This is a genomic window from Agromyces molybdatiresistens, from assembly GCF_052748445.2.
Genome location: NZ_CM188258.1, coordinates 1,759,620 through 1,778,013, shown reverse-complemented (window position 1 = coordinate 1,778,013; position 18,394 = coordinate 1,759,620). Strand labels below are relative to the sequence as shown.

Here is an 18,394-nt window from a genome sequence, read left to right as displayed (position 1 = left end):
GGCATGGACGGGCACGGGCTCGATGGCCCGGCGCACAAGTCCTCCACCATGCACCATGATTCTGAATGGATCCTCGACTTCAGCTGGGCAGACCATGACCGCGGGTGCGCGAGACTGGAGGTCATGGAGCCGCCCCGCACGTTCGAGACGCCGTCGTCCGGTGACCGCTGCCCCTGCGGAAGCGGGCACGTCCACGGCGAGTGCTGCGGCCCGCTGCTGGCCGGCGGCTCCGCGCCGACGGCCGTCCAGCTGATGCGCTCGAGGTACACGGCGTTCGTGGTCGGCGACGTCGCGCACCTGCTGGCCACGTGGCATCCGTCGACCAGGCCGCACGCGCTGGAACTCGAACCGCGCGTGCGCTGGCGCTCGCTCGAGATCGTCCGCACCGAGCGCGGCGGCCCCCTCGACCGCGAGGGGATCGTGGAGTTCGCGGCCCGGTACACGGCCGGCGCAGAGCGCGGGGTGCAGCGCGAGACGAGCCGGTTCGTGCGTGGGGACCGCTGGCTGTACGTGGGCGCCGTCGGCTGAGACGACCTGACGCAGCCGGACGGACCGCGCGAGCGCGGCAGCGTGCATCCACCGGGCGCGCACGGTGCGCTCACCGCGAACGCATCGACGCCGCTGGGTGAACGCCGAGGTTCGCCGCATAGCGTTGCCACCGTGACGCCGCTCGACGGAACCCCGCCAGCCCGCCCCGTTCCACAGCCGATGCTGACCGACCGGGCGCAACGCACGCTCGACACCATCGACGGCCAGACCCTCGACGAGATGCGCGCGCTCCGCGACGACACCGAGCGGTTCATGCTGCGCTACAAGTTCGGCATGGACGAGGTGATCACCAAGCTCTCGATCCTGCGCGAGGAGTTCAGCCAGGCGCATGCGTACAACCCGATCGAGCACATCTCGAGTCGACTGAAGAGCCTCGACAGCGTCATCGACAAGATGCGCCGGAAGGGCATCGACCCGTCGTTCGACGCGATCCGCGCGACGATCACCGACATCGCCGGCGTCCGGGTGACGTGCAGCTTCGTCTCCGACGCCTACCGGATCGCGGAGCTCCTCACTGCGCAGGAGGACGTCCGCGTCCTCAAGGTCAAGGACTACATCGCCGAGCCGAAGTCGAACGGCTACCAGAGCCTGCACCTCATCGTCGAGGTGCCGGTCTTCCTCTCGACGGGTGCGCACCCGGTCGCCGTCGAGGTGCAGATCCGCACGATCGCGATGGACTTCTGGGCCAGCCTCGAGCACAAGATCTACTACAAGTTCGACCGGCAGGTCCCGGCCGGACTCCTGGACCGACTGACGGATGCCGCCCGCACCGCGGCCGAACTCGACACGCGCATGGAGCGGCTGCACCGCGAGGTGCACGGGCAACCGCCGCACGCGCGCGGCGCGCTGCGAACCGAGGTCTGAGCGTCAGTCGGCGTCGGGCTTGCGGGCCCGGCTCGGCTGCACGCGCGTCGGCTCCCCGGGCATCTTCGGGAAGTCGGGCGGGAACGGCAGCTCGCCGAGTCCGTCGCCGAGATCGCGCTGCCACCACTCGAGGAGCGTGTCGATCCGACCCGGTGACTCGTGCATCGTCGCCCATGGGTCGCCGCGCTCGGCGAGTCGACCGGGCAGTGTCCGCACCGTGAACGCAGCCGGGTCGGCACCCTCGAGCTCCTCCCACTCGAGCGGGCAGGAGACGGCCGCGGTCGGCAGGGCGCGGGGACTGTACGCGCCCGCCATCGTGCGGTCGCGATTGGCCTGGTTGAAGTCGAGGAAGATGCGTTCGCCCCGCTCCTCCTTCCACCACGCGGTGGTCACCTCGCCGGGCATCCGCCGTTCGAGTTCACGCGAGAGCGCGATGACCGCGTGGCGCACGTCGAGGAACTCGTGCTCGGGCTCGATCGGCGCGAACACGTGGATGCCGCGATTCCCCGAGGTCTTGACGAAGCCGGTCAGGCCGGCCTCGGCCAGCAGCTCGCGCAGCGCGAACGCGGCGGGCACGGTCTCGGCGAACCCGGTGCCGGGCTGCGGGTCGAGGTCGACGCGCAGCTGGTCCGGCAGGTCGGGTGCGCCTGCGCGCGAGGCCCACGGGTGGAAGACGATGGTGTTCATCTGGGCGGCCCAGACGGCACCCGCCGGTTCGTCGATGACGAGCTGCGGATGGCTCCGCCCGCTGGGGTACGTGACCGTCACGTCGCGCATCCACTCGGGCGCGCCCTTCGGCGGGTTCTTCGAGAAGAACGACTCCCCGCCGATGCCGTCGCGGAACCGCTCGAGCGAGACCGGGCGTTCGCCGTTGGCCGCCACGAACGCCTCGCCGACGGCGATGAAGTACTCGGCGAGCTCGAGCTTGGTGATGCCCGCATCGGGCCACACCACCCGCTCGGGGCTGGAGACCCGCACGACGCGCACGCCGTCGGGTCCGTCGATCTCGAGGGTCGTCGCGTCGCGAGCCATGCCAGCGACGCTACCGCGCTCCCCCGACGACGGTGCTCATGCGCCCGCCGTGGCGTAGCGCTGGGCCGCGCGGGCGCGGGCCTTCTCGGCCTCGATCTCGCGGTTCTTCGGCGGGGCCGAGGTGACGAGGTGGTCGAGCAGGTGCTGCGTGACGTGCGCGATCTCCTCGATCGCCTCGTCGAACGCCGCCTGGTTGGCCTTCGACGGGTGCGTCGACCCGCTGACCTTGCGGACGTACTGCAGCGCCGCGGCGCGGACCTCGTCGGTCGTGGCGGCCGGTTCGAAGTTGTGGAGGGTTCGGATGTTCCTGCACATGCGGTGCAGCCTAATCCGGGTCGGACGACGCGTCGAGGGGTCCGTCGGCGGCCGCTCCCGCATCACCGGGCGGGTGCGCCTCCTCGGCGATCGGCTGCAGCAGGAACAGCCGGACCACCCGACCGGAGTCGCGTTCGTATCCGCGGTAGCCGGGCCACTGGGCCTCGATGCGCGCCCACGCGGCATCCCGGTCGGCCGCCGCGATGCGGCTCGCACGAACCCGCAGCGTCCGGTCGCGCACGGTGATCCACGCGTCGGGATGCGCGATCAGGTTGTAGGTCCAGCCCGGATGGCGGTCGCGAGCGAAGCTCGTGCCCGCGACGATCGCCCGGCCACGGCCGTCGGGCGTGTACATCAGGTGGACGTCGCGTCCGTACCCGGTCCGGGCGCCGATCGTGTGCAGGACGAGCGAGGGCACGAGGAGCGAGGCGAGCTGCAGTCGCCCGCCGCTCAGGGCACCGAGCAGCGCCTCGATCGGCGGCAGGAGCACCGGCGCGACGAATCGGAACAGCCGGGTGCGCGTGACCGGCGCGACGAGGGTTCGGGTCAACTGCAGGACGGACGGCACGCGACCAGTGTGGCGTGCGGCGCCCGGCGCGCGCCACCGGTGCGCTACCCGGGCGGGGAGCGAGCGTCAATCCCCTGCCGGCCGGCGACGGAGCTGCCTAGCGTGGAGCCGTCCGCCGGCCGAGGCGGACCGCCGATCGGAGAAGGAGGGCGAATCATGGCCGCACGAGTGCCGCACGACCCCACGGAAGGCGAGTACACCGACTCCGACCTGCCGCTGGACGCGGAGGTTCCCAAGGACGCCGATGCCGTCGACGACGGTGACTGGGGCACGGACGATGATGACGCGGTCGTCATCGAGGAGGTCGAGGTCGTCGAGATCGACCGCGATCCCGGCCCGAGCCGCTGAGCCGGTCCGGCCCGGCCGCGTCGGATCGGCTCAGCGGCACCGGCCCGGTGCCGGCGTCAGCGCCGGTCGCGCGCGGCCGGGTCGGCCACGCCGGGCAGCGCGTCGCGCGCCGCGGCGACCTCGGCCGCGGCATCCGCCGCCCGTCGTTCGGCGCGCTTGAGGCGCCGCAGCGCCATCGAGGTGGCCCCGTACCGTGCCGCGACGCGGTCGCGCTCCTCCTCGACGCCGGTGATGACGTAGGCGCTCGCGATGAGCACGACCTGACTGGACAGGTTCAGCCAGATGAGCAGCGCGATGAGCGAGCCGAAGGACGCGAGCAGGGGGTTGCTCGTCGCCCCGCCGACGAAGAGGCCCGACAGCACCTGGAGCACGGTGAGGCCCGCTCCGCCGATGAGCGATCCCGACCAGAGCGCCCGCGCACTCGGCCGCAGGCCGGCGAGCAGCCGGAACAGCCCGGCGATGACCACGGTGTCGATCGCGAACGCGACGACGACGGAGAAGGTCCTCGAGCCGGTGTCGGCGAGCGCGCCGCCGAACGGGCGGCCCAGCCAGCCCACGACCGCGTCGAGCGCCCCGGTGCCGACGACCGTGACGGCGGCGCCCGCGACGAGGAGGCCGCCGAACCCGATCGCGATCGCGAGGTCCCGCAGCAGCTGCCAGAGGAAGAAGGTGTCGTCGTCGGGGCGGCCGGCGAGCTGGCGCAGTGCGATGCGGAGGGAGCGGATGGCGCCGATCGCCGCCCCGACGACGCCGACGAGTGCGATCGCGCCGGCGATGCTGAGCGTGAGCGGTTGGATGAGCGCGTCGGGGTCGATCACGGCGCCTTCGCCGATGAGCCCGGGGATGACCCCGCTCACCGTCGCGACGATCGCCTCGATCGCGTCGGGGTTGCCGGCGAGCCAGATGCCGGCGACTGCGAAGCCGAGGAACGTGCCGGCGAAGACGGAGAACAGCGTCCGGTAGGTGATGCTGTCGGCCAGCATCGCCCCGTGCTGTTCCTGGTACAGCAGGAACGCACGCGCCGGCTTGGTGCTGAGCGCCCACTGCACCGCGCGCTCGATCCGTTCGCGGATGCCGCCGCCCGTGGTCGCCGCTCCGCCCTGCTCCCCCGCCTGCTCGCTCATCCCGTCAGGCTAACGGCCGCCCGGCGACGGGGTCAGGGCCTTGACCGGCGCTCCTCGCGACGACGCTCGGAGCGCGACGCCCGGTCCGCCTTCCGTTCGGCGGCCATCTCGGCGGCGATGAGCTTCGTCTCGTCGAGGTCTCCCGTCGCCGGCCGCCACCACCTGAGTGCCGGGTCCGCATCGAGCAGCACGGTCCGGACGAGCAGCGTCAGCGGCACGGCCAGGATCGCACCGAAGGGACCGAGCACGAGCGCCCAGAACAGCACGGAGACGAAGGTGATCGTCTCGCTGAGCCGCACCGCCCCGCCGACCACCTTCGGCTGCACGATCGACTGGACCACGGCGTTCACGAGGCCGTAGACCACGATGACCGCGACGACCGTCGGCCACCCGCCGGAGAGGAACCCGAACACGAGGGGTGGCACGATCGCGATGAAGTAGCCGATGTTCGGGATGAAGCTGCAGATGAACGAGAGCAGGCCCCAGAGCAGCGCGCCGGGAACCTGGAGCACGAGCAGCGCGATCCAGTTCAGGACGCCCTGCGCCACGCCGAGCGCCGTGGTGACGACCATGTAGCGGCGCACGTTCGCCGTGTAGGCGACGAGCGCGTCCACGAGCGCGGGGCGACGCGGGTGGATCTGCCTGAGGATCGCGGGGCTGTACGCGGCATCCATGGCCATCAGGATCAGCAGGGTCAGCACGACCACGAGGGAGAAGACGATGCCTGCGACGCCGCCGAGCAGCGCCGTGACGAGCTCGATCGCGCGCGAGGGCTCGAGGCCGTCGACGATGACCTGGGCCTGTTCCGCACCGATGCCGAGCTGCTCCAATCGGTCGCCGAGGTTCGCCGCAGCCGCCTGGATCTCCGGAGCGTACTGGGGCAGCAGCGTCGTGAACTGCGCGAGGGCGACGATCAGGGCGGTGACGAAGCCCGCGAGCAGCGCGAAGACGGCGAGGATGGCGCTCCCGGTCGCGAGGCCGCTCGGGACTCCTCGTCGCTCGAGGCCGCGGCGGACCGGGTGCGCGCAGATCGTGAGCACGAGGGCGAAGAAGACGGGGGTGACGACCGTCCGCGAGGCGGCCAGCCCGAACACGACGACCACTGCGCCGGCGAGCCCGAGCAGGATGGCGACGGCACGCGGGATCCCGTTCGCCGCCCCGGTGACGGCCGCATCATCGGCGAGCACGGCTCCGGACGGCGTCGGTGCCGGACTCCGGTGCCACCAGCCGCGACCCATCGACTCCCCGATCCGCCTCCCGGTCGGGCCGGGCCGGCTTCTGGTGCGCAGGCTAGCAGTCGCCGGTTGCGGGCGTGAGGATCTCCGGCATCGCCGCGCCGCGGCGGCGCGTGCTGGCACGAGCCCGTCGCAGCAGCCGCCCGACGACGGGCTGGCCGAGCGCGATTCCGAGTGCGACGAGCGCGAGGCCGGTGATCTGGGCGGTGCCCAGCCGCTCGCCGGCGATGAGCGTGCCGAGGAGCACGCCGGTCACCGGGTTCAGCAGGCCGGCGAGTCCGACCGTCCCGGCGGGCAGGTGGGCGAGGCCCGCGAACCACGCGACGAACGCGATCGCCGTCGCGACGAGCGCGACGTAGCCGAACGCGACGGACTCGGCGAGGCCGACCGCGGGAGGCGCACCCTCGACGAGGACCGCCGCGGGGATCAGGAGCAGACCGCCGGCGATCAACTGCCACGAGGTCAGCGAGAGCAACCCGGTGTCGTCCTTCCAGCGCTTGGCGAGGATGTACCCGAGCGAGGACAGCAGCATCGCCGCGACCGAGGCGAGGACGCCGAGCGGATCGACTGCGCCGGCGTCGCCCGCGAGCAGCAGGACCACGCCGACGAGCCCGATGCCCGCGCCGACGAGCGGCACGAGCCGGAGCCGTTCGCCCGCCAGCAGCCAGGCGAGCACCATCATCACGGCGGGCGAGGTCGCCATGACGGTGGACGCGAGGCTCGTCGGCAGGAGCTGGGCGACGACGTAGATGAGCGCGAAGAACACGCCGACGTTGAGCGTTCCGAGCACGGCGGAGCGCCACCACCACGGGCCGCGCGGCCGCCGTGGCCGGAGCGCGAGGAGCAGCAGCCCGGCGGGCAGCGCACGCAGCACCGCGCCCCAGAGCGGCGCATCGGCGGGGAGGTGCTCGCGGGTGACGAAGTACGTGCTCCCCCACGCGATCGGTGCGATCGCGGTGATCAGCACCCAGCGCAATTTCGTTTCCATGGAAGACACTATACCTTCCGTGGAAGATAGAATCGGCTCCATGACGACCCGATCGGATGCCGCGGGCGACCACGTGTCGCGCATCATGGCCGAATGGCGCCGCGAGCGCCCCGACCTCGACGTCTCACCGCAGGGCGTCATCGGGCGCCTCCACCGGCTCGCGAACGCGCTGACCGAGGAACTCGTCGCCGTCTACTCGCGCTTCGGGCTCTCCGAGGGCGAGTTCGACGTCCTCGCGACGCTCCGCCGCGCCGGCGCGCCGTACGAGCGCACGCCAGGCGACCTCGCGGCATCCACGATGGTCACGAGCGGCGCCGTGACCAAGCGGGTCGACCGACTCGAGGAGCGGGGCCTCGTCTCGCGCCGGGCGAGCGAGACCGACGGCCGCGGCCGGGTGATCGCGCTGACGCCCGCGGGGCGCGACCTCATCGACGAGGTCATGACCGCCCACATGACGAACGAGCACCGCCTGCTCGCGGCGATCGACGCCGACGAACGAGCGGTGCTCGAACGAGTGCTCACCCGATGGCTCACGGCGTTCGAGACGCCGCCGGCCACCGGGTGAGCGGGACCGGATCCGGCCCGGCGGTCAGTACCAGCCGACCGACACCGAGTGCGACCACGCGCCGCACGGCGTGCCGTAGCGACCGGCGATGTAGCCGAGGCCCCAGGTGATCTGGGTGGACGCGCTCGTCGCCCAGTCGGCGCCGGCGGTCGACATCTTCGAACCGGGGAGCGCCTGCGGGATGCCGTACGCGCCGCTCGACGGGTTCTGGGCGTAGACGTTCCAGCCCGACTCCTTGTTCCAGAGGTCGACGAGGCAGCCGAACTGGTCGGAACCCCAGCCGTACATCGACGCCATGAGGTCGCGGGCGATCGCCTGAGCGCCGCTCGGGTTCGCCGGACCGCTCGGGTACGACGGCGCCGCGGCGGCGGTCTCCTGCTCGGCGGCGGCGGCCTCGGCGGCGGCCTTCTCGGCCGCGACCTTCTCGGCGGCGGCCTTCGCGGCGGCGGCCTTCTCGGCCGCCTTCTTGTCGAACTCGGCCACCTTCGCGGTCACCTGGTCGACCTTCTCGGAGGCGAGGTTCGCGAGCTCGAAGACGCGCTCGGGGGCAAGGTAGGTGTAGTCGTCGAGGCTCGCGACGGTCGAGGCGAGCTCGGCGGCATCCGCCTTGCCCTTCGCCTTCGCGATGGTCGCGTCGGCGGCCTTCAGCGTGTCCTCGGCGGTCTTGACCGCGTGCGCCGCGAGCAGGCCGCCCGCAGCGTCCAGCTGGTCGATGCCGCGGTCGGAGCCCTCAGTGATCAGGGCCGTCTCGGCGACGCGCTGCTCCTGGTCGGCGACGGCCGACTGGACGGCGAAGCCCGAGCCGACGAGGGCGCCGACCGTGACGACCGCGCCGGAGGCGATCCACGCGGCGCGCTGGTTGCGGCGGGTGCGACGGATCCGGGCGCGCGTCGCGTCGAGGGTCTCGTCGGGGGTGGTCGGGGTGGTACTGGGGGAACTGTTCTGGTTGCGCATAGATCTCACGGGCGACGCGCGAGGTGCTGGCCTCGGGCGTCGCGGTTCTCGTCTCGGTGCTGGGGAAAAGGGGGGTCGCCGCGGCGAAGTCGCCAGTCTGCACACCGTTCCTCCACGAGTCGTGCCTGTTCCCTGTGAAAGTCATCCGAACAGTCGACGGAAACTCACGTCCGTGGGAGCGGGATCCTCACCGTTCCGCGTGCGAGAAATCCGGGTAGCCCTGCCACTCTCCGGGGCCGTGCGAACGCACGAAGGCGTGGTGCACGCGCTCGCATGCGCCGCGCAGCGTCGTGCCCCATCCGAGGAGCCGTCCCTCGAACTCCGCGCGGTACCGGACCTCGCCGCCCACGCGCACGATGCTGACCCGGCCGTACTCGCGGCCGAGCGAGTCGACGAGTCGCCACCGCCCCGGTTCGGGTTCGTCGGCGGCGAGGATCGGATGCCAGGTGGCCAGTGATGCTCCCTCCAGAGCGCCCCGGCCGGCGTGACTCGATCGTACGTCGCACCGACCGCCGCCGTCACATCGCGGCGGACGCCCGATGCACGTGGCTTCGCGCGTGCGCGACCGCGCTCGGCAGGTCGTCGAACAGGTGGTTGCGGTGCCGGAGCGAGTCGATGACGCCCACCCGGCGTGCGAGCTCGAGATGGCGGGCCTGGATGCCCTTCACGAGCACGGTGACGCCCCGGCGCTCGAGCGCCTGGACCAGTTCGGTGATCACCTGCGCGCCCGTGGCATCGAGGATCTGGAGCTGCGACATCCGGATGATGACGACGTCGACGTCTCGCATCGCGCCGACGCGCTCGAGCATGCGCTCGGCCGCGCCGAAGAAGAGCGCCCCCTCGAGGCGGAACAGCGCGACGCGCTCGTCGCCCGACTCGGCGGGCCCCGGAAGCTCCTCGCGGTGGACGCCGCTCGAACGCGCGAGCGCACGCAACGCGAGGAACGCCGCGACCGCGATGCCGACGAGCACGGCGGTGATGAGGTCGACGCTCACGGTGATGATCGCCGTCGCGATGAACACGATCGCGTCGGCCCGGGTCGAACCCACGACCGAGCGGACCGTCGCGACGGAGATCATCCGCGTGGCGGTGACCATGAGCACCCCCGCGAGCGCGGCGAGCGGGATGGATGCGACGACGGACGACCCGACCGCGACGATCGAGGCGAGCAGCACGGCGTGGACGATGGCCGACAGCCGCGTCCGGCCATTGGTCCGCACGTTCACGGCGGTGCGGGCGATGGCGCCGGTGGCGGGCATGCCGCCGAACAGGGCCGATGCGATCGAGGCGAGCCCCTGGCCGACGAGTTCGCGATCGGCGTCGTACGGCCCGGTGTCGGAGATGGATGCCGCGACCCGCGCCGAGAGGAGGGACTCGATCGCGGCGAGCGCCGCGACGGTCGCCGCGGGGAGCACGAGCGCGCCGAGCGCGCCGGGCGAGAGCGAGGGCAGCGTCGGCGCCGGGAGCCCGCTCGGCAACGGCCCGATGGTCGCGACGGGGATGCCGGCCAGCACGGCGACGACCGTGACGACGATGATCGCGACGATGGAGCCGGGCACGAGCGGGTGGATGCGCGGCGCGGCGAGCATGATCGCGGCGACCGTCGCGACGACGGCGAGCGACCACGCGACATCCGGCCACGATGCGGCGAGCACGGCGTCGATCGACCCGACGACGGCGTTGGCGCCCTCGGTCGCGGGCACGCCGACCGCGGCCGGCACCTGCTGGAGGAAGATGATGACCGCGATCCCGAGCGTGAACCCCTCGATGACCGGCCACGGGATGAACGTCACGGCGCGGCCGAGGCGCAGCACGCCGGCGACGAGGACCATCGCCCCCGCCATCAGCCCGACGATCGCGAGCGCGCCGGGGCCGTGCGCGGCGATGATCGGCGCGAGCACGACGACCATGGCGCCGGTCGGCCCGGAGACCTGCACGTTCGAGCCGCCGAAGACGGCCGCGACGACGCCGGCGACGATCGCGGTGACGAGGCCGCTCGCGGCACCGGCGCCCGAGCTCACGCCGAACGCGAGGGCGAGCGGCAGCGCGACGATGCCGACCGTGACGCCGGCGACCAGGTCGCCCCGCCAGGTGCGGCGGAGGTCGCGGTAGTCCGCGACGCCGGGCAGCAGCGACCGGATGCCGCGTGCGGCGCGCTGCGCGGCCGTCCGCGTGCGCTCGCCCTCGGCCGTCACGACCGCGCCCCCGCTCCGGGCGGGACGGACGTGGTCGGGGCCGGACGCGCCGAGGCATCCGTCGCCGCGTCGGCCTGCTCGGGGAGCACCGGGAGGCCCGCCTGCACGGCGAGCTGCCGCTCGGTGGCCTGCAGGATCTCGCCGAGCAACGCGCGGGCGACGCGGAGCAGGTCGGCGACCTGCGGATACGCGAGCCGGTACGAGACCTGGTTCCCACGGCGCTCGGCGGTCACGAGACCGTAGTTGCGGAGCACCGCGAGGTGCTGCGAGAGGTGGGAGGCCTCGAGGCCGGTGGCCTCGAGCAGCGCGGACACCGGCGTCTCGTCGACGGGGTCGGCCGCGAGCACCTCGAGCACGCGCACGCGCAACGGGTGCGCGAGGCCCTTGAAGAGGTTGGCCTTGACCTCGTAGAGCGGCCGGCTGGCATCGGTGAGCATGCTGGCTCCTTCATGGATTGATGGATCCATCAATCCATTATGCGCCCGGCGAGATCACTCCGAGTTCGAGGGACCCCGTGCGATGACCTCCGCGGCGAGCGCGGGCTCGGCGTACGCCCGTGCGAGGTCGGCGACGGTGGCGTGCGCGTTCAGTCCGCTGGGATTCGGCACGACCCAGAGTTCGGCGCCCCCGATCGTCTCCTCCTGCCGGCCGGCGCGCGCCTTCGGGCGGTCGAAGCCCAGGCGGTAGGCGGTGATGCCCACGACGGCGACGACCCGCGGACGCCACCGGGCCACGTCGCGCTCGAGGCGGGCGGCGCCCTCCCGGAGCTCGACCCGGTCGAGTTCGTCGGCGCGAGCGGTCGCGCGGTGCACGAGGTTGGTGATGCCGATCCCGGCGTCGAGGAACATGCGGCGGTCCGCCTCGCTCAGGCCGTTCGCGTAGCCGGGCAGCCGCGGCAGGATTCCGGCCGCGACGAGCGCCGGATGGAACCGATTGCCGGGGTGCGCGAAGTGCGTGCCCGTCGCCGCGGTCCAGAGCCCCGGGTTGATGCCGACGAACACGAGTCGAGGGTGCTCGGGCATGAGGTCGTCGACGCTCGCACCGCGGTACGACTCGAGTTCGGCGCGCGTGAATCCCATCCGTGGCTCCCCCTCACCCCGGTTCGACGGATGTCTCGGCTCGTCGTTGCACGGCCCGCAGCATGCGTCGTGTCGCAGCGGAGTGCAGGCCCATCCGCATCAGCAGCGTTCGGTACAGCGCGCCGCGCCATCCGGGGAAGTCGGCGCGCGTCTGCGCGCGCAGCCGGCAGCGATCGGGTCGGTCCGGCCCGCCCGGACCGACCGGTTCGATCCGGAAGACGAGTTCGTAGTCGGAGAACCGGTGGCGACCCGCGAGGACCAGGCGTTCGAGCGGTTCGGCCGCGATCACGTGGAAGCCGGGGACGGCCGCGCCGGGCTCCGGCATCGGCGGCCCGATGACGGCGACGTCGTCGGCGCCCAGCACGCGCGCGAACCGAGCGGATGCCGCGTGCGCGACGACCTCGGCGAGCGCGTTCCAGACCGCGCGCCGGCTCGCAGCCGCCTCGACCTCGTGCTCGTCGACGTACGGCAGCGGGTCGAGGATCCCGGCGCGGCGCAGGTGATCGAGCAGGTGCGTGGTGAGCCGGACGCGGTAGAGGTCGCCGGGCGCGAACCAGCGCGCGTCGGCGGCGTCGTCGGCCGCGGCGAGCGCGCCGCCGACGACGGCGGCCTCGAAGTCACGGATCTCGAACTCGCGGCCGTCACCGGTCGGAAGTCGCAGGCTCCACAGCTCCCGCCTCACCGTGACCCGCAGTCCGGTCTCCTCGAGGACCTCGCGGGCCGCGGCATCCGCGAAGGACTCCCCCGGTTCCAGCCGGCCGCCCGGCACCGACCAGCGGCCCCGCTGGGGAGCCGCACGGCGCCGGACGAGCAGCACGCGCCCGTCGGCATCCGTGATCACGGCTCCCGCAGCCGGCACGACGTCCATCCCCTCACGATACGGTCCGGTGCAGGATCGCCCCCGGACTGGGGGCGTAGGGGCGTTGCCGCGCACCGCGCGGCGGTGCTGAGATGTGCACAACTGATAGATCCTCACCATAGGGGGACCAGATGCATCGATCCGCCGTTCTCGCCACCGCCGTCGCCACCGCGGCGCTCCTCGCCCCGGCAGCGCCTGCGGTCGCTGACCCTCCCACCTCCGAACGAATCACGTTCGGGGGCACGGTTCCCGACGAGTACCTGACCGAGGCGTGCGGGGTGGACGTCACCGTCACGTACAGCGGGGTCCGAATCCTGCGTTCGTTCGGTGACGAGGGGAACCTCCGTGCCGTCGACACGGTGAACATCTCGCTCATCGCGACCTCCGAGTACGGCAGCTACCGCTTCCGAGACGTGGGCGCCGACGTGGTGAAGGAGTCGCCGGGCGGCACCCTCACCGTGAGCATCGTCGGGCAGCTGCCGTTCGACTACGCCGGCGTGCTGACCATCGACCTCGACACCGGCGAGCTCGTCAGGGAACCGCGATTCCGGGGCGACTGGCAGACCGAGCGCGCCTGCGACGCCCTCACCGCGGACTGAGTCGTCCACCCCGGGCGCTCTGCAGAGGATTTCACGCAACGACGGTCCGGCGCGCTACGCGGGCTCCACGGGCATCCACAGCTCGGTGGTCGCCGTGCTGAAGTCGTCGGCGCGCTCGAGCACGGCGACGATCGAGGGTCCGGGGCGGAGGCGCCACGGGTCTGGACGGGAACCAGTCGGCGGCCGTCGCCGCCCCGGTCGCCTGCAGTGCGGCCGGGTGAGGGCCCCGAGCTGCGGAACACGACCCAGGTTCCCGGTTCGACCTCGATCCGCTCGAGATCGTCGGGCACGGGCGTCGTCTCGTCGAGTGCCACCCCGTGCAGGTAGGTGAGCTCGCTCCCCTCGGCAGCCTCGGGCTCGACGTCGACGGTGACCTGGAACCTGAGTTCGGTTGCGATCGAAGGGGGCCCCGGGACGGTGGCCGCGCGCTTGTCCTTTCAGCGCGGTCACCGTCCCCATGACCCCGGAAGTCCAAGGCGCTGGATCATGCGACGAATCGCGGATCCAGTACTCGCCGCTCGAAGTCACACGGTGATAGCCAGCCGCCGCGAGGAGTTCAGGGCAACGGGCCGCATCGACGTTCAGTAAGGTCGCCAGCACTGACGGCGTCCACTCGACCGGGTTTGTCACGCGCACCCACTTGATCAAGGTCTCATCGGGCGCTCCCACCCGCAGTGGAGGATGCCGTCCTCAGGTCGCTTCGCCTGGTCTCAAAGGGGAACCTCGGCCACGCGCGCATCGTCGGCGTCGGCCTCCCGTGTGGCACCACCGCGAGCATCCGGGGCCCCTCTACCTCCCGCCCGCGTGACACACGACAAGACCCCCACCCGGTCCATCTGACCGAAGGGGTCTTGCGGCGTTTCGGCGGATGCCGCATGCCTAGGGCGACTCGAAGAGCGCGCTGAGCGGCAGGACGATGAGCCGCAGCAAGGCGCGCCCGATCAGCGTCTCGATCCGACCGACCTCAGTATCGGCGCTCGCAAGGGGAGCCGCACGGCGCCGGACGAGCAGCACGCGCCCGTCGGCATCCGTGATCACGGCTCCCGCAGCCGGCACGACGTCCATCCCCTCACGATAGGACGGCCATGACTCGTGCCGGGACCTTCGAGGCGAAGCGAGCCCGAATCCCTGGAGCTACGTGCCGCCGGCTCTCACCACCCGCCCCGGATTGAGCGTATGGTGAGGGGCATGTGGACGGTTCTCCTCATCCTGCTCGTGGCGTGGGTGGTGCTGTCGATCGTGGGGTTCGTGTTCGAGGGCCTGCTCTGGTTGGCCATCATCGGAATCGTGCTGTTCGTCGGCACCGTGATCTTCGGGGTGCTCCGGCAGCGCGCGAAGCGCACGAAGGCCTAGGAACCCCGACTCTTCGCCAGGACGGCTGAGCGCATCACGCGCCGCCCACGGAGTGACTCGTGGCACTGACGGGCCGGCAGGAGCGGTCAAGCGGTTGCGCCTCGGAGCCCGTGGTCACGGACGGGGGGAAGTACCGTGACCGCCTTCATCCGTCCAACCGTCGATCTGGACGCGATCGGACGTCGCGCGAGCTTCCTGCCCTGAGCCCACTCCGGGATCGATGTCGCCGGAGGTCGAGAAGGTGACGGACTCGGCGAGGGCGACCACCGCCGCAGTGCGGATGGTCTCGCTCGCGGCCGCATCCCGGAACCGGAGTTCCGAGGCGTCCTCACGAGCGCGCACCACCGCACTGATCTCGGCGAGCCGGTCCGCGAGTACCCTCGCGAGCCCGCCACGCAGTTCCTCAAGGTTCGTGTTCGCGATCTCCAGTCGGCGATCCGAGATCGTCACCTCGACGGTGGGGTAGCCGGCGTTCGCAAGGAACTCCCGGGTCTCGCTTCCCAAGATCCCCGCCACTTCGTCCCGCTCGGGACGGCGTGTGAACACGGCCTCCACCGTGTACCGGTCCGGGGCGTCATCGGTCATCAGCGCAGCAGGCAGCGAACCGACCAGCACCGACCCCAGGCCCAGCGTCGCGGCATCAGAGCCGCTCGTTCGTGTCTGTGTCTCCATGACCCGACGTTACGCCCCGAACATGTGCGCCTCACAGGTTCGACGGAGACCGCGAGCATCACCGCGATGTCCGGGGGTCGAGTGGTTGCGGCGGGACTACGCGGGCTCCACGGGCATCCACAGCTCGGTGGTCGCCGTGCTGAAGTCGTCGGCGCGCTCGAGCACGGCGACGATCGAGGGTCCGGGGCGGAGGCGCCACGGGTCTGGACGGGAACCAGTCGGCGGCCGTCGCCGCCCCGGGCGACCTCCGCGGCCGCGACCGTCATGCGCCGACGACGGATGTACTCCGACAGCGGCATGCCCGCGAGCGAGGAGAACATCCGTCGCAGGTGGTGATCGGTCGAGTTCGACGATCACGCTGGCTCCCTTCGCCTTCGAGCCTGCCTGAATGCCGCGAGCTGCACCCGATCGTTCCGGTCCGATTCGGTCGGCGGCGTTCTGACACCCACCCCGGAAACGACGAAACCCCGGTGGAATCGACGATCCCACCGGGGCGAATCGGTCGGGCTGACAGGATTTGAACCTGCGACCCCTTGACCCCCAGTCAAGTGCGCTACCAAGCTGCGCCACAGCCCGATGCCCTCAGCGTCTCCGTCGAAGGCAACTCGACCATCATAGCGGCATCCGGAGGGGTGCTCGTGACGGCGCACGACGCACGCGCACGTCGGTGCCCCTCCTGCCGAGGCGACTCAGATGTGCCGCCGCACCGCCGCCATGAAGCCGTCGACGTCGTCGACCCAGATCCGCACCTCGTCGACCACCTGCTCGCCGCCCTTCGGCGCCGACCCGGGCAGGCGCACGAGCGTGGGCCGCTCGAGCTCGATCAGCACTGCGGTCTCGTTCTGCATCCGGAGCGACAGCGTGCGCGTGCCATCCGCCTCGGTGACCTTCGGCGTCCTGGGTTCGTCGATACGGCGAGCGCGGGCGACCGAGGCGATGTCGTCCCACGCGAGCAGCACGTCGGTCTCGAGCCCCTCGCGCACCCGGATGCCCTCCGGACCCACGGTGTGGGGCCGCATGAGGTACGCGGCGAGCAGCCCGATCATCCAGGTGAGACCCCAGATGCCCGCGATGAGCACGATGATGCGCACGACCGGCCATCGGTGCACGATCAGGTCGAGGATCGGGATCTCGACGGCCGAGAGCACGATGAAGATCCACAGGATCGTGATGACGGGCGCGTGATATCCGAACCCCGCGGCGCCCCGCGCGATGGCCGGACGCCTGGTGATGAGCCGCCCGATGCTCGCGTAGATCCGCAGTTCCAGCCTCAGGGCGCGGAGGGCGAAGCGGCCGGCGCGACGGGCGACGGATGGTGCCGGCGCGCGCCGCACGTCGGCGGTCATCGGTCGGCTCCGGCCGACCGGGCGGCCGTTCGGCCGGCTTCCGCTGCGGAGACGAGGTCGTGCAGTCGCTCGGCGATCGCATCGATGCCCCGCAGGAGCGCCTCACGGTCGGACGGCGCGACGGCGCCGAGCAGTACGTCGGAGAGTTCGGCGTGGTCGCGCTGCATCTCGCGCATCAGTTCGGCGGCCGACGGTGTGAGCGACACCAGGAAGGCCCGTCGGTCGCCCGGGTGCGGTTCCCGCGTCACGTATCCGGCCGCCTCGAGCGCGTCGACCAGGCCGGTGATGTTCCGGGGGCTGACCTCGAGGCGGGTGGCGAGCGCGTGCTGGGTGGATGGGCCTTCATGCGCCAGGTCCCAGAGCACGCGCGTGCGGGCCACCGTGAGGGAACTGCCGGCGAACTCACGAGCGAGATCGCGCTGGAAGAGATCGCTGATCTCGAGGAGTCGGTCGAGCACGGTCACCGGTGCGGTCATATCGTGATCTTACTTCACTATCACCGGACTGCACGAACTCCGCGGTGCAGCAACGTGAACCGGCACGGCGGCACCTAGTCTGGCCGCATGGCGATGACGAAGCCCGGTCCCCTGCTCGCCTGGATCTACCGCGCCCCGTCTGCGCTCTACCGTGCACGCCTCGGATGGCTCATGGGCGGCCGCTTCCTCATGCTCACCGCCCGCGGGCGCTCGAGCGGCGTCGCGCGACGGACGGTGCTCGAGGTCGTGAAGCGAGCGCCCGGATCGGCGGCCGCTCCCCCGACGCTGTGGGTCGTCGCGAGCCGGGGTCCTCGCACGGACTGGTACCGGAACGCGCTCGCACACCCGGGCGTGCGCGTCGACTGGCGGTCGCAGCGGTTCGACGCCCGCGCGGTCGACCTCGACGAGGCCGACCGCGCCGAATTGCTCGCCGACTACCAGCAGCGCCACCCCGGGGCCGCGGCGATGCTCGGGAAGGCGGCACTCGGCGAGCCCTTCACGGCCGACCCCGGTGACCTGAGCCGCCTCGCGCAGGACCTCCGCGCGCTCCGGCTCGAGCCCAGACCCCCGTCGACGGATGTCGCAGGCTCCCGCTAGCGTCGCCTCCATGGTCGACACCGTTCCGTCCCAGGGCGAATCCGACGATTCCGCCGGCACGCCGCTCCGCGTCGTCTCGGCGTCGACGGTGCCGTTCGCCGACGTGGAGGCCGTGTTCGGTACGCGGGGCGATCCCGCGACGTGCTGGTGCCAGTGGTACAAGCTGCGCGGCGCCGAGTTCGAGCGAGCCGGGCGCGACGAGCTCAGGGGGCGGCTCGCCGAGCAGCTGGCAGCCCCGGGCACGGGCCCCGGCCTCATCGCCTACGACGGCGACACCCCGGTCGGCTGGTGCGCCGTCGAGCCCCGCAACCGACTCGACCGACTCCGGCACAGCCCCGTCGCATCCGTCTCGCCCGTCGGCGACTTCGACGACCCGACCGTCTGGGCGGTCACCTGCTTCGTCGTGCCTCGCGCCTACCGGCGCCGGGGCGTGGGTCGCGCCCTGGCGGCTGCGGCCGTCGAGACCGCGCGCGAGCACGGCGCGTCGCTGCTCGAGGCGTACGCGGTCGACCCGGCCGCTCGGTCGAAGCCACCCGCGGCCGACCTTTTCCCCGGCACCGTGTCGATGTTCGAGGCCGCGGGCTTCGCCGAGGTGGCGCGGCCCAAGCCGCACCGTGTGGTCATGCAGCATCCGCTCGACGGCTGACGCGCGTCCTCGGAGGAGTCGGTGCATCGC

At 72.0% G+C, this 18,394-nt stretch carries 24 protein-coding genes, 1 tRNA gene and 2 pseudogenes; 8 read left to right on the top strand and 19 right to left on the bottom strand.

The window, feature by feature from the left end; translation table 11 throughout:
- Positions 1 to 123: 123 nt before the first annotated feature.
- A complete protein-coding gene (locus tag ACULK2_RS08175; RefSeq protein WP_445969641.1) occupies positions 124 to 528 on the top strand; it encodes a YchJ family protein in 405 nt (134 codons plus the stop codon).
- A 240-nt stretch (positions 529 to 768) separates the two neighbouring features.
- Positions 769 to 1,413 carry a GTP pyrophosphokinase gene (locus tag ACULK2_RS08170; protein ID WP_445969687.1) on the top strand — a complete coding sequence of 215 codons (645 nt, stop codon included), beginning with the start codon at positions 769 to 771 and terminating at the stop codon, positions 1,411 to 1,413.
- 3 nt (positions 1,414 to 1,416) lie between these two features.
- On the opposite strand, the gene ligD is transcribed toward ACULK2_RS08170, so the two are convergent.
- Genes ligD through ACULK2_RS08155 form a run of 3 tightly spaced genes read right to left on the bottom strand, consistent with a single transcriptional unit; the run spans position 1,417 to position 3,328 of the window.
- A complete protein-coding gene (gene ligD, locus ACULK2_RS08165; protein ID WP_445969642.1) occupies positions 1,417 to 2,445 on the bottom strand; it encodes a non-homologous end-joining DNA ligase in 1,029 nt (342 codons plus the stop codon).
- Between the two features lie 36 nt (positions 2,446 to 2,481).
- On the bottom strand, positions 2,482 to 2,760 hold the full coding sequence (locus ACULK2_RS08160) for a DUF2277 domain-containing protein (RefSeq protein WP_445969643.1): 279 nt from the start codon (positions 2,758 to 2,760) through the stop codon (positions 2,482 to 2,484).
- A gap of 10 nt (positions 2,761 to 2,770) precedes the next feature.
- Positions 2,771 to 3,328 carry a nitroreductase family deazaflavin-dependent oxidoreductase gene (locus ACULK2_RS08155; RefSeq protein ID WP_445969644.1) on the bottom strand — a complete coding sequence of 186 codons (558 nt, stop codon included), beginning with the start codon at positions 3,326 to 3,328 and terminating at the stop codon, positions 2,771 to 2,773.
- Between the two features lie 156 nt (positions 3,329 to 3,484).
- On the opposite strand from ACULK2_RS08155, the gene ACULK2_RS08150 reads away from it, so the two are divergent.
- Positions 3,485 to 3,676 carry a hypothetical protein gene (locus tag ACULK2_RS08150; RefSeq protein WP_445969645.1) on the top strand — a complete coding sequence of 64 codons (192 nt, stop codon included), beginning with the start codon at positions 3,485 to 3,487 and terminating at the stop codon, positions 3,674 to 3,676.
- A gap of 56 nt (positions 3,677 to 3,732) precedes the next feature.
- On the opposite strand, the gene ACULK2_RS08145 is transcribed toward ACULK2_RS08150, so the two are convergent.
- From ACULK2_RS08145 to ACULK2_RS08135, 3 genes are all read right to left on the bottom strand, one after another.
- Complete coding sequence (locus ACULK2_RS08145) at positions 3,733 to 4,800, bottom strand: YihY/virulence factor BrkB family protein (RefSeq protein ID WP_445969646.1); 1,068 nt, start codon at positions 4,798 to 4,800, stop codon at positions 3,733 to 3,735.
- Positions 4,801 to 4,832: 32 nt separating this feature from the next.
- Positions 4,833 to 5,987, bottom strand: a complete 1,155-nt coding sequence (locus ACULK2_RS08140; protein ID WP_445969647.1) for an AI-2E family transporter — start codon at positions 5,985 to 5,987, stop codon at positions 4,833 to 4,835.
- A gap of 103 nt (positions 5,988 to 6,090) precedes the next feature.
- Positions 6,091 to 7,023 carry a DMT family transporter gene (locus ACULK2_RS08135; protein ID WP_445969648.1) on the bottom strand — a complete coding sequence of 311 codons (933 nt, stop codon included), beginning with the start codon at positions 7,021 to 7,023 and terminating at the stop codon, positions 6,091 to 6,093.
- A gap of 40 nt (positions 7,024 to 7,063) precedes the next feature.
- Here ACULK2_RS08135 and ACULK2_RS08130 point away from each other — a divergent pair, with 40 nt between their 5' ends.
- Positions 7,064 to 7,588: a MarR family winged helix-turn-helix transcriptional regulator gene (locus ACULK2_RS08130; protein ID WP_445969649.1), complete on the top strand. Its 525-nt coding sequence runs from the start codon at positions 7,064 to 7,066 to the stop codon at positions 7,586 to 7,588.
- 24 nt (positions 7,589 to 7,612) lie between these two features.
- Here ACULK2_RS08130 and ACULK2_RS08125 read toward each other — a convergent pair whose 3' ends face one another.
- The 6 genes from ACULK2_RS08125 to ACULK2_RS08100 all read right to left on the bottom strand — a co-directional run bounded on the left by ACULK2_RS08125 (position 7,613) and on the right by ACULK2_RS08100 (position 12,684).
- Entirely contained in the window at positions 7,613 to 8,542 is a 930-nt protein-coding gene (locus ACULK2_RS08125; protein WP_445969650.1) for an aggregation-promoting factor C-terminal-like domain-containing protein, read from the bottom strand.
- Between the two features lie 187 nt (positions 8,543 to 8,729).
- Positions 8,730 to 8,891, bottom strand: a complete 162-nt coding sequence (locus tag ACULK2_RS08120; protein ID WP_445969651.1) for a hypothetical protein — start codon at positions 8,889 to 8,891, stop codon at positions 8,730 to 8,732.
- A gap of 169 nt (positions 8,892 to 9,060) precedes the next feature.
- Positions 9,061 to 10,737, bottom strand: a complete 1,677-nt coding sequence (locus ACULK2_RS08115) for a SulP family inorganic anion transporter (RefSeq protein ID WP_445969652.1) — start codon at positions 10,735 to 10,737, stop codon at positions 9,061 to 9,063.
- Positions 10,734 to 11,174, bottom strand: coding sequence for an ArsR/SmtB family transcription factor (locus ACULK2_RS08110; protein WP_445969653.1), 441 nt, complete (start codon positions 11,172 to 11,174; stop codon positions 10,734 to 10,736). Before ACULK2_RS08110 ends, ACULK2_RS08115 begins: the two co-directional genes overlap by 4 nt.
- Positions 11,175 to 11,228: 54 nt before the next feature.
- Positions 11,229 to 11,816 (bottom strand): mismatch-specific DNA-glycosylase, encoded by a 588-nt coding sequence (locus ACULK2_RS08105; protein ID WP_445969654.1) that lies wholly within the window; start codon positions 11,814 to 11,816, stop codon positions 11,229 to 11,231.
- A gap of 13 nt (positions 11,817 to 11,829) precedes the next feature.
- Positions 11,830 to 12,684 (bottom strand): NUDIX domain-containing protein, encoded by an 855-nt coding sequence (locus ACULK2_RS08100; RefSeq protein ID WP_445969655.1) that lies wholly within the window; start codon positions 12,682 to 12,684, stop codon positions 11,830 to 11,832.
- A gap of 122 nt (positions 12,685 to 12,806) precedes the next feature.
- Between ACULK2_RS08100 and ACULK2_RS08095 the strand changes: the two genes are divergently transcribed.
- Positions 12,807 to 13,274: a hypothetical protein gene (locus ACULK2_RS08095; protein ID WP_501044980.1), complete on the top strand. Its 468-nt coding sequence runs from the start codon at positions 12,807 to 12,809 to the stop codon at positions 13,272 to 13,274.
- Between the two features lie 54 nt (positions 13,275 to 13,328).
- Here the strand turns inward: ACULK2_RS08095 and ACULK2_RS08090 are convergent.
- Together ACULK2_RS08090 and ACULK2_RS08085 are read right to left on the bottom strand one after the other, a co-directional pair.
- Positions 13,329 to 13,651: pseudogene (locus tag ACULK2_RS08090) on the bottom strand (GyrI-like domain-containing protein); the annotation flags it as partial.
- 502 nt (positions 13,652 to 14,153) lie between these two features.
- Positions 14,154 to 14,339 (bottom strand): NUDIX hydrolase, encoded by a 186-nt coding sequence (locus tag ACULK2_RS08085; RefSeq protein WP_445969657.1) that lies wholly within the window; start codon positions 14,337 to 14,339, stop codon positions 14,154 to 14,156.
- 123 nt (positions 14,340 to 14,462) lie between these two features.
- On the opposite strand from ACULK2_RS08085, the gene ACULK2_RS08080 reads away from it, so the two are divergent.
- Positions 14,463 to 14,627, top strand: a complete 165-nt coding sequence (locus ACULK2_RS08080; RefSeq protein WP_445969658.1) for a hypothetical protein — start codon at positions 14,463 to 14,465, stop codon at positions 14,625 to 14,627.
- Positions 14,628 to 14,741: 114 nt separating this feature from the next.
- Here the strand turns inward: ACULK2_RS08080 and ACULK2_RS08075 are convergent, their stop codons facing one another.
- The 5 genes and pseudogenes from ACULK2_RS08075 to ACULK2_RS08055 form a co-directional block, all read right to left on the bottom strand.
- Entirely contained in the window at positions 14,742 to 15,242 is a 501-nt protein-coding gene (locus tag ACULK2_RS08075; RefSeq protein ID WP_445969659.1) for a hypothetical protein, read from the bottom strand.
- 153 nt (positions 15,243 to 15,395) lie between these two features.
- A pseudogene (locus ACULK2_RS08070) lies at positions 15,396 to 15,546 on the bottom strand (AraC family transcriptional regulator); the annotation flags it as partial.
- 255 nt (positions 15,547 to 15,801) lie between these two features.
- A tRNA-Pro gene (locus ACULK2_RS08065) sits at positions 15,802 to 15,875 on the bottom strand.
- Positions 15,876 to 15,988: 113 nt separating this feature from the next.
- Positions 15,989 to 16,645 (bottom strand): hypothetical protein, encoded by a 657-nt coding sequence (locus tag ACULK2_RS08060; protein ID WP_445969660.1) that lies wholly within the window; start codon positions 16,643 to 16,645, stop codon positions 15,989 to 15,991.
- The gene (locus tag ACULK2_RS08055; protein ID WP_445969661.1) at positions 16,642 to 17,121 is read right to left on the bottom strand and encodes a MarR family winged helix-turn-helix transcriptional regulator; all 480 of its coding nucleotides are present in this window, start codon (positions 17,119 to 17,121) and stop codon (positions 16,642 to 16,644) included. Before ACULK2_RS08055 ends, ACULK2_RS08060 begins: the two co-directional genes overlap by 4 nt.
- Before the next feature lie 87 nt (positions 17,122 to 17,208).
- Here ACULK2_RS08055 and ACULK2_RS08050 point away from each other — a divergent pair, with 87 nt between their 5' ends.
- Complete coding sequence (locus ACULK2_RS08050) at positions 17,209 to 17,718, top strand: nitroreductase family deazaflavin-dependent oxidoreductase (protein ID WP_445969662.1); 510 nt, start codon at positions 17,209 to 17,211, stop codon at positions 17,716 to 17,718.
- Between the two features lie 10 nt (positions 17,719 to 17,728).
- Positions 17,729 to 18,364 (top strand): GNAT family N-acetyltransferase, encoded by a 636-nt coding sequence (locus ACULK2_RS08045; protein ID WP_445969663.1) that lies wholly within the window; start codon positions 17,729 to 17,731, stop codon positions 18,362 to 18,364.
- The last annotated feature ends 30 nt before the right edge of the window (positions 18,365 to 18,394 follow it).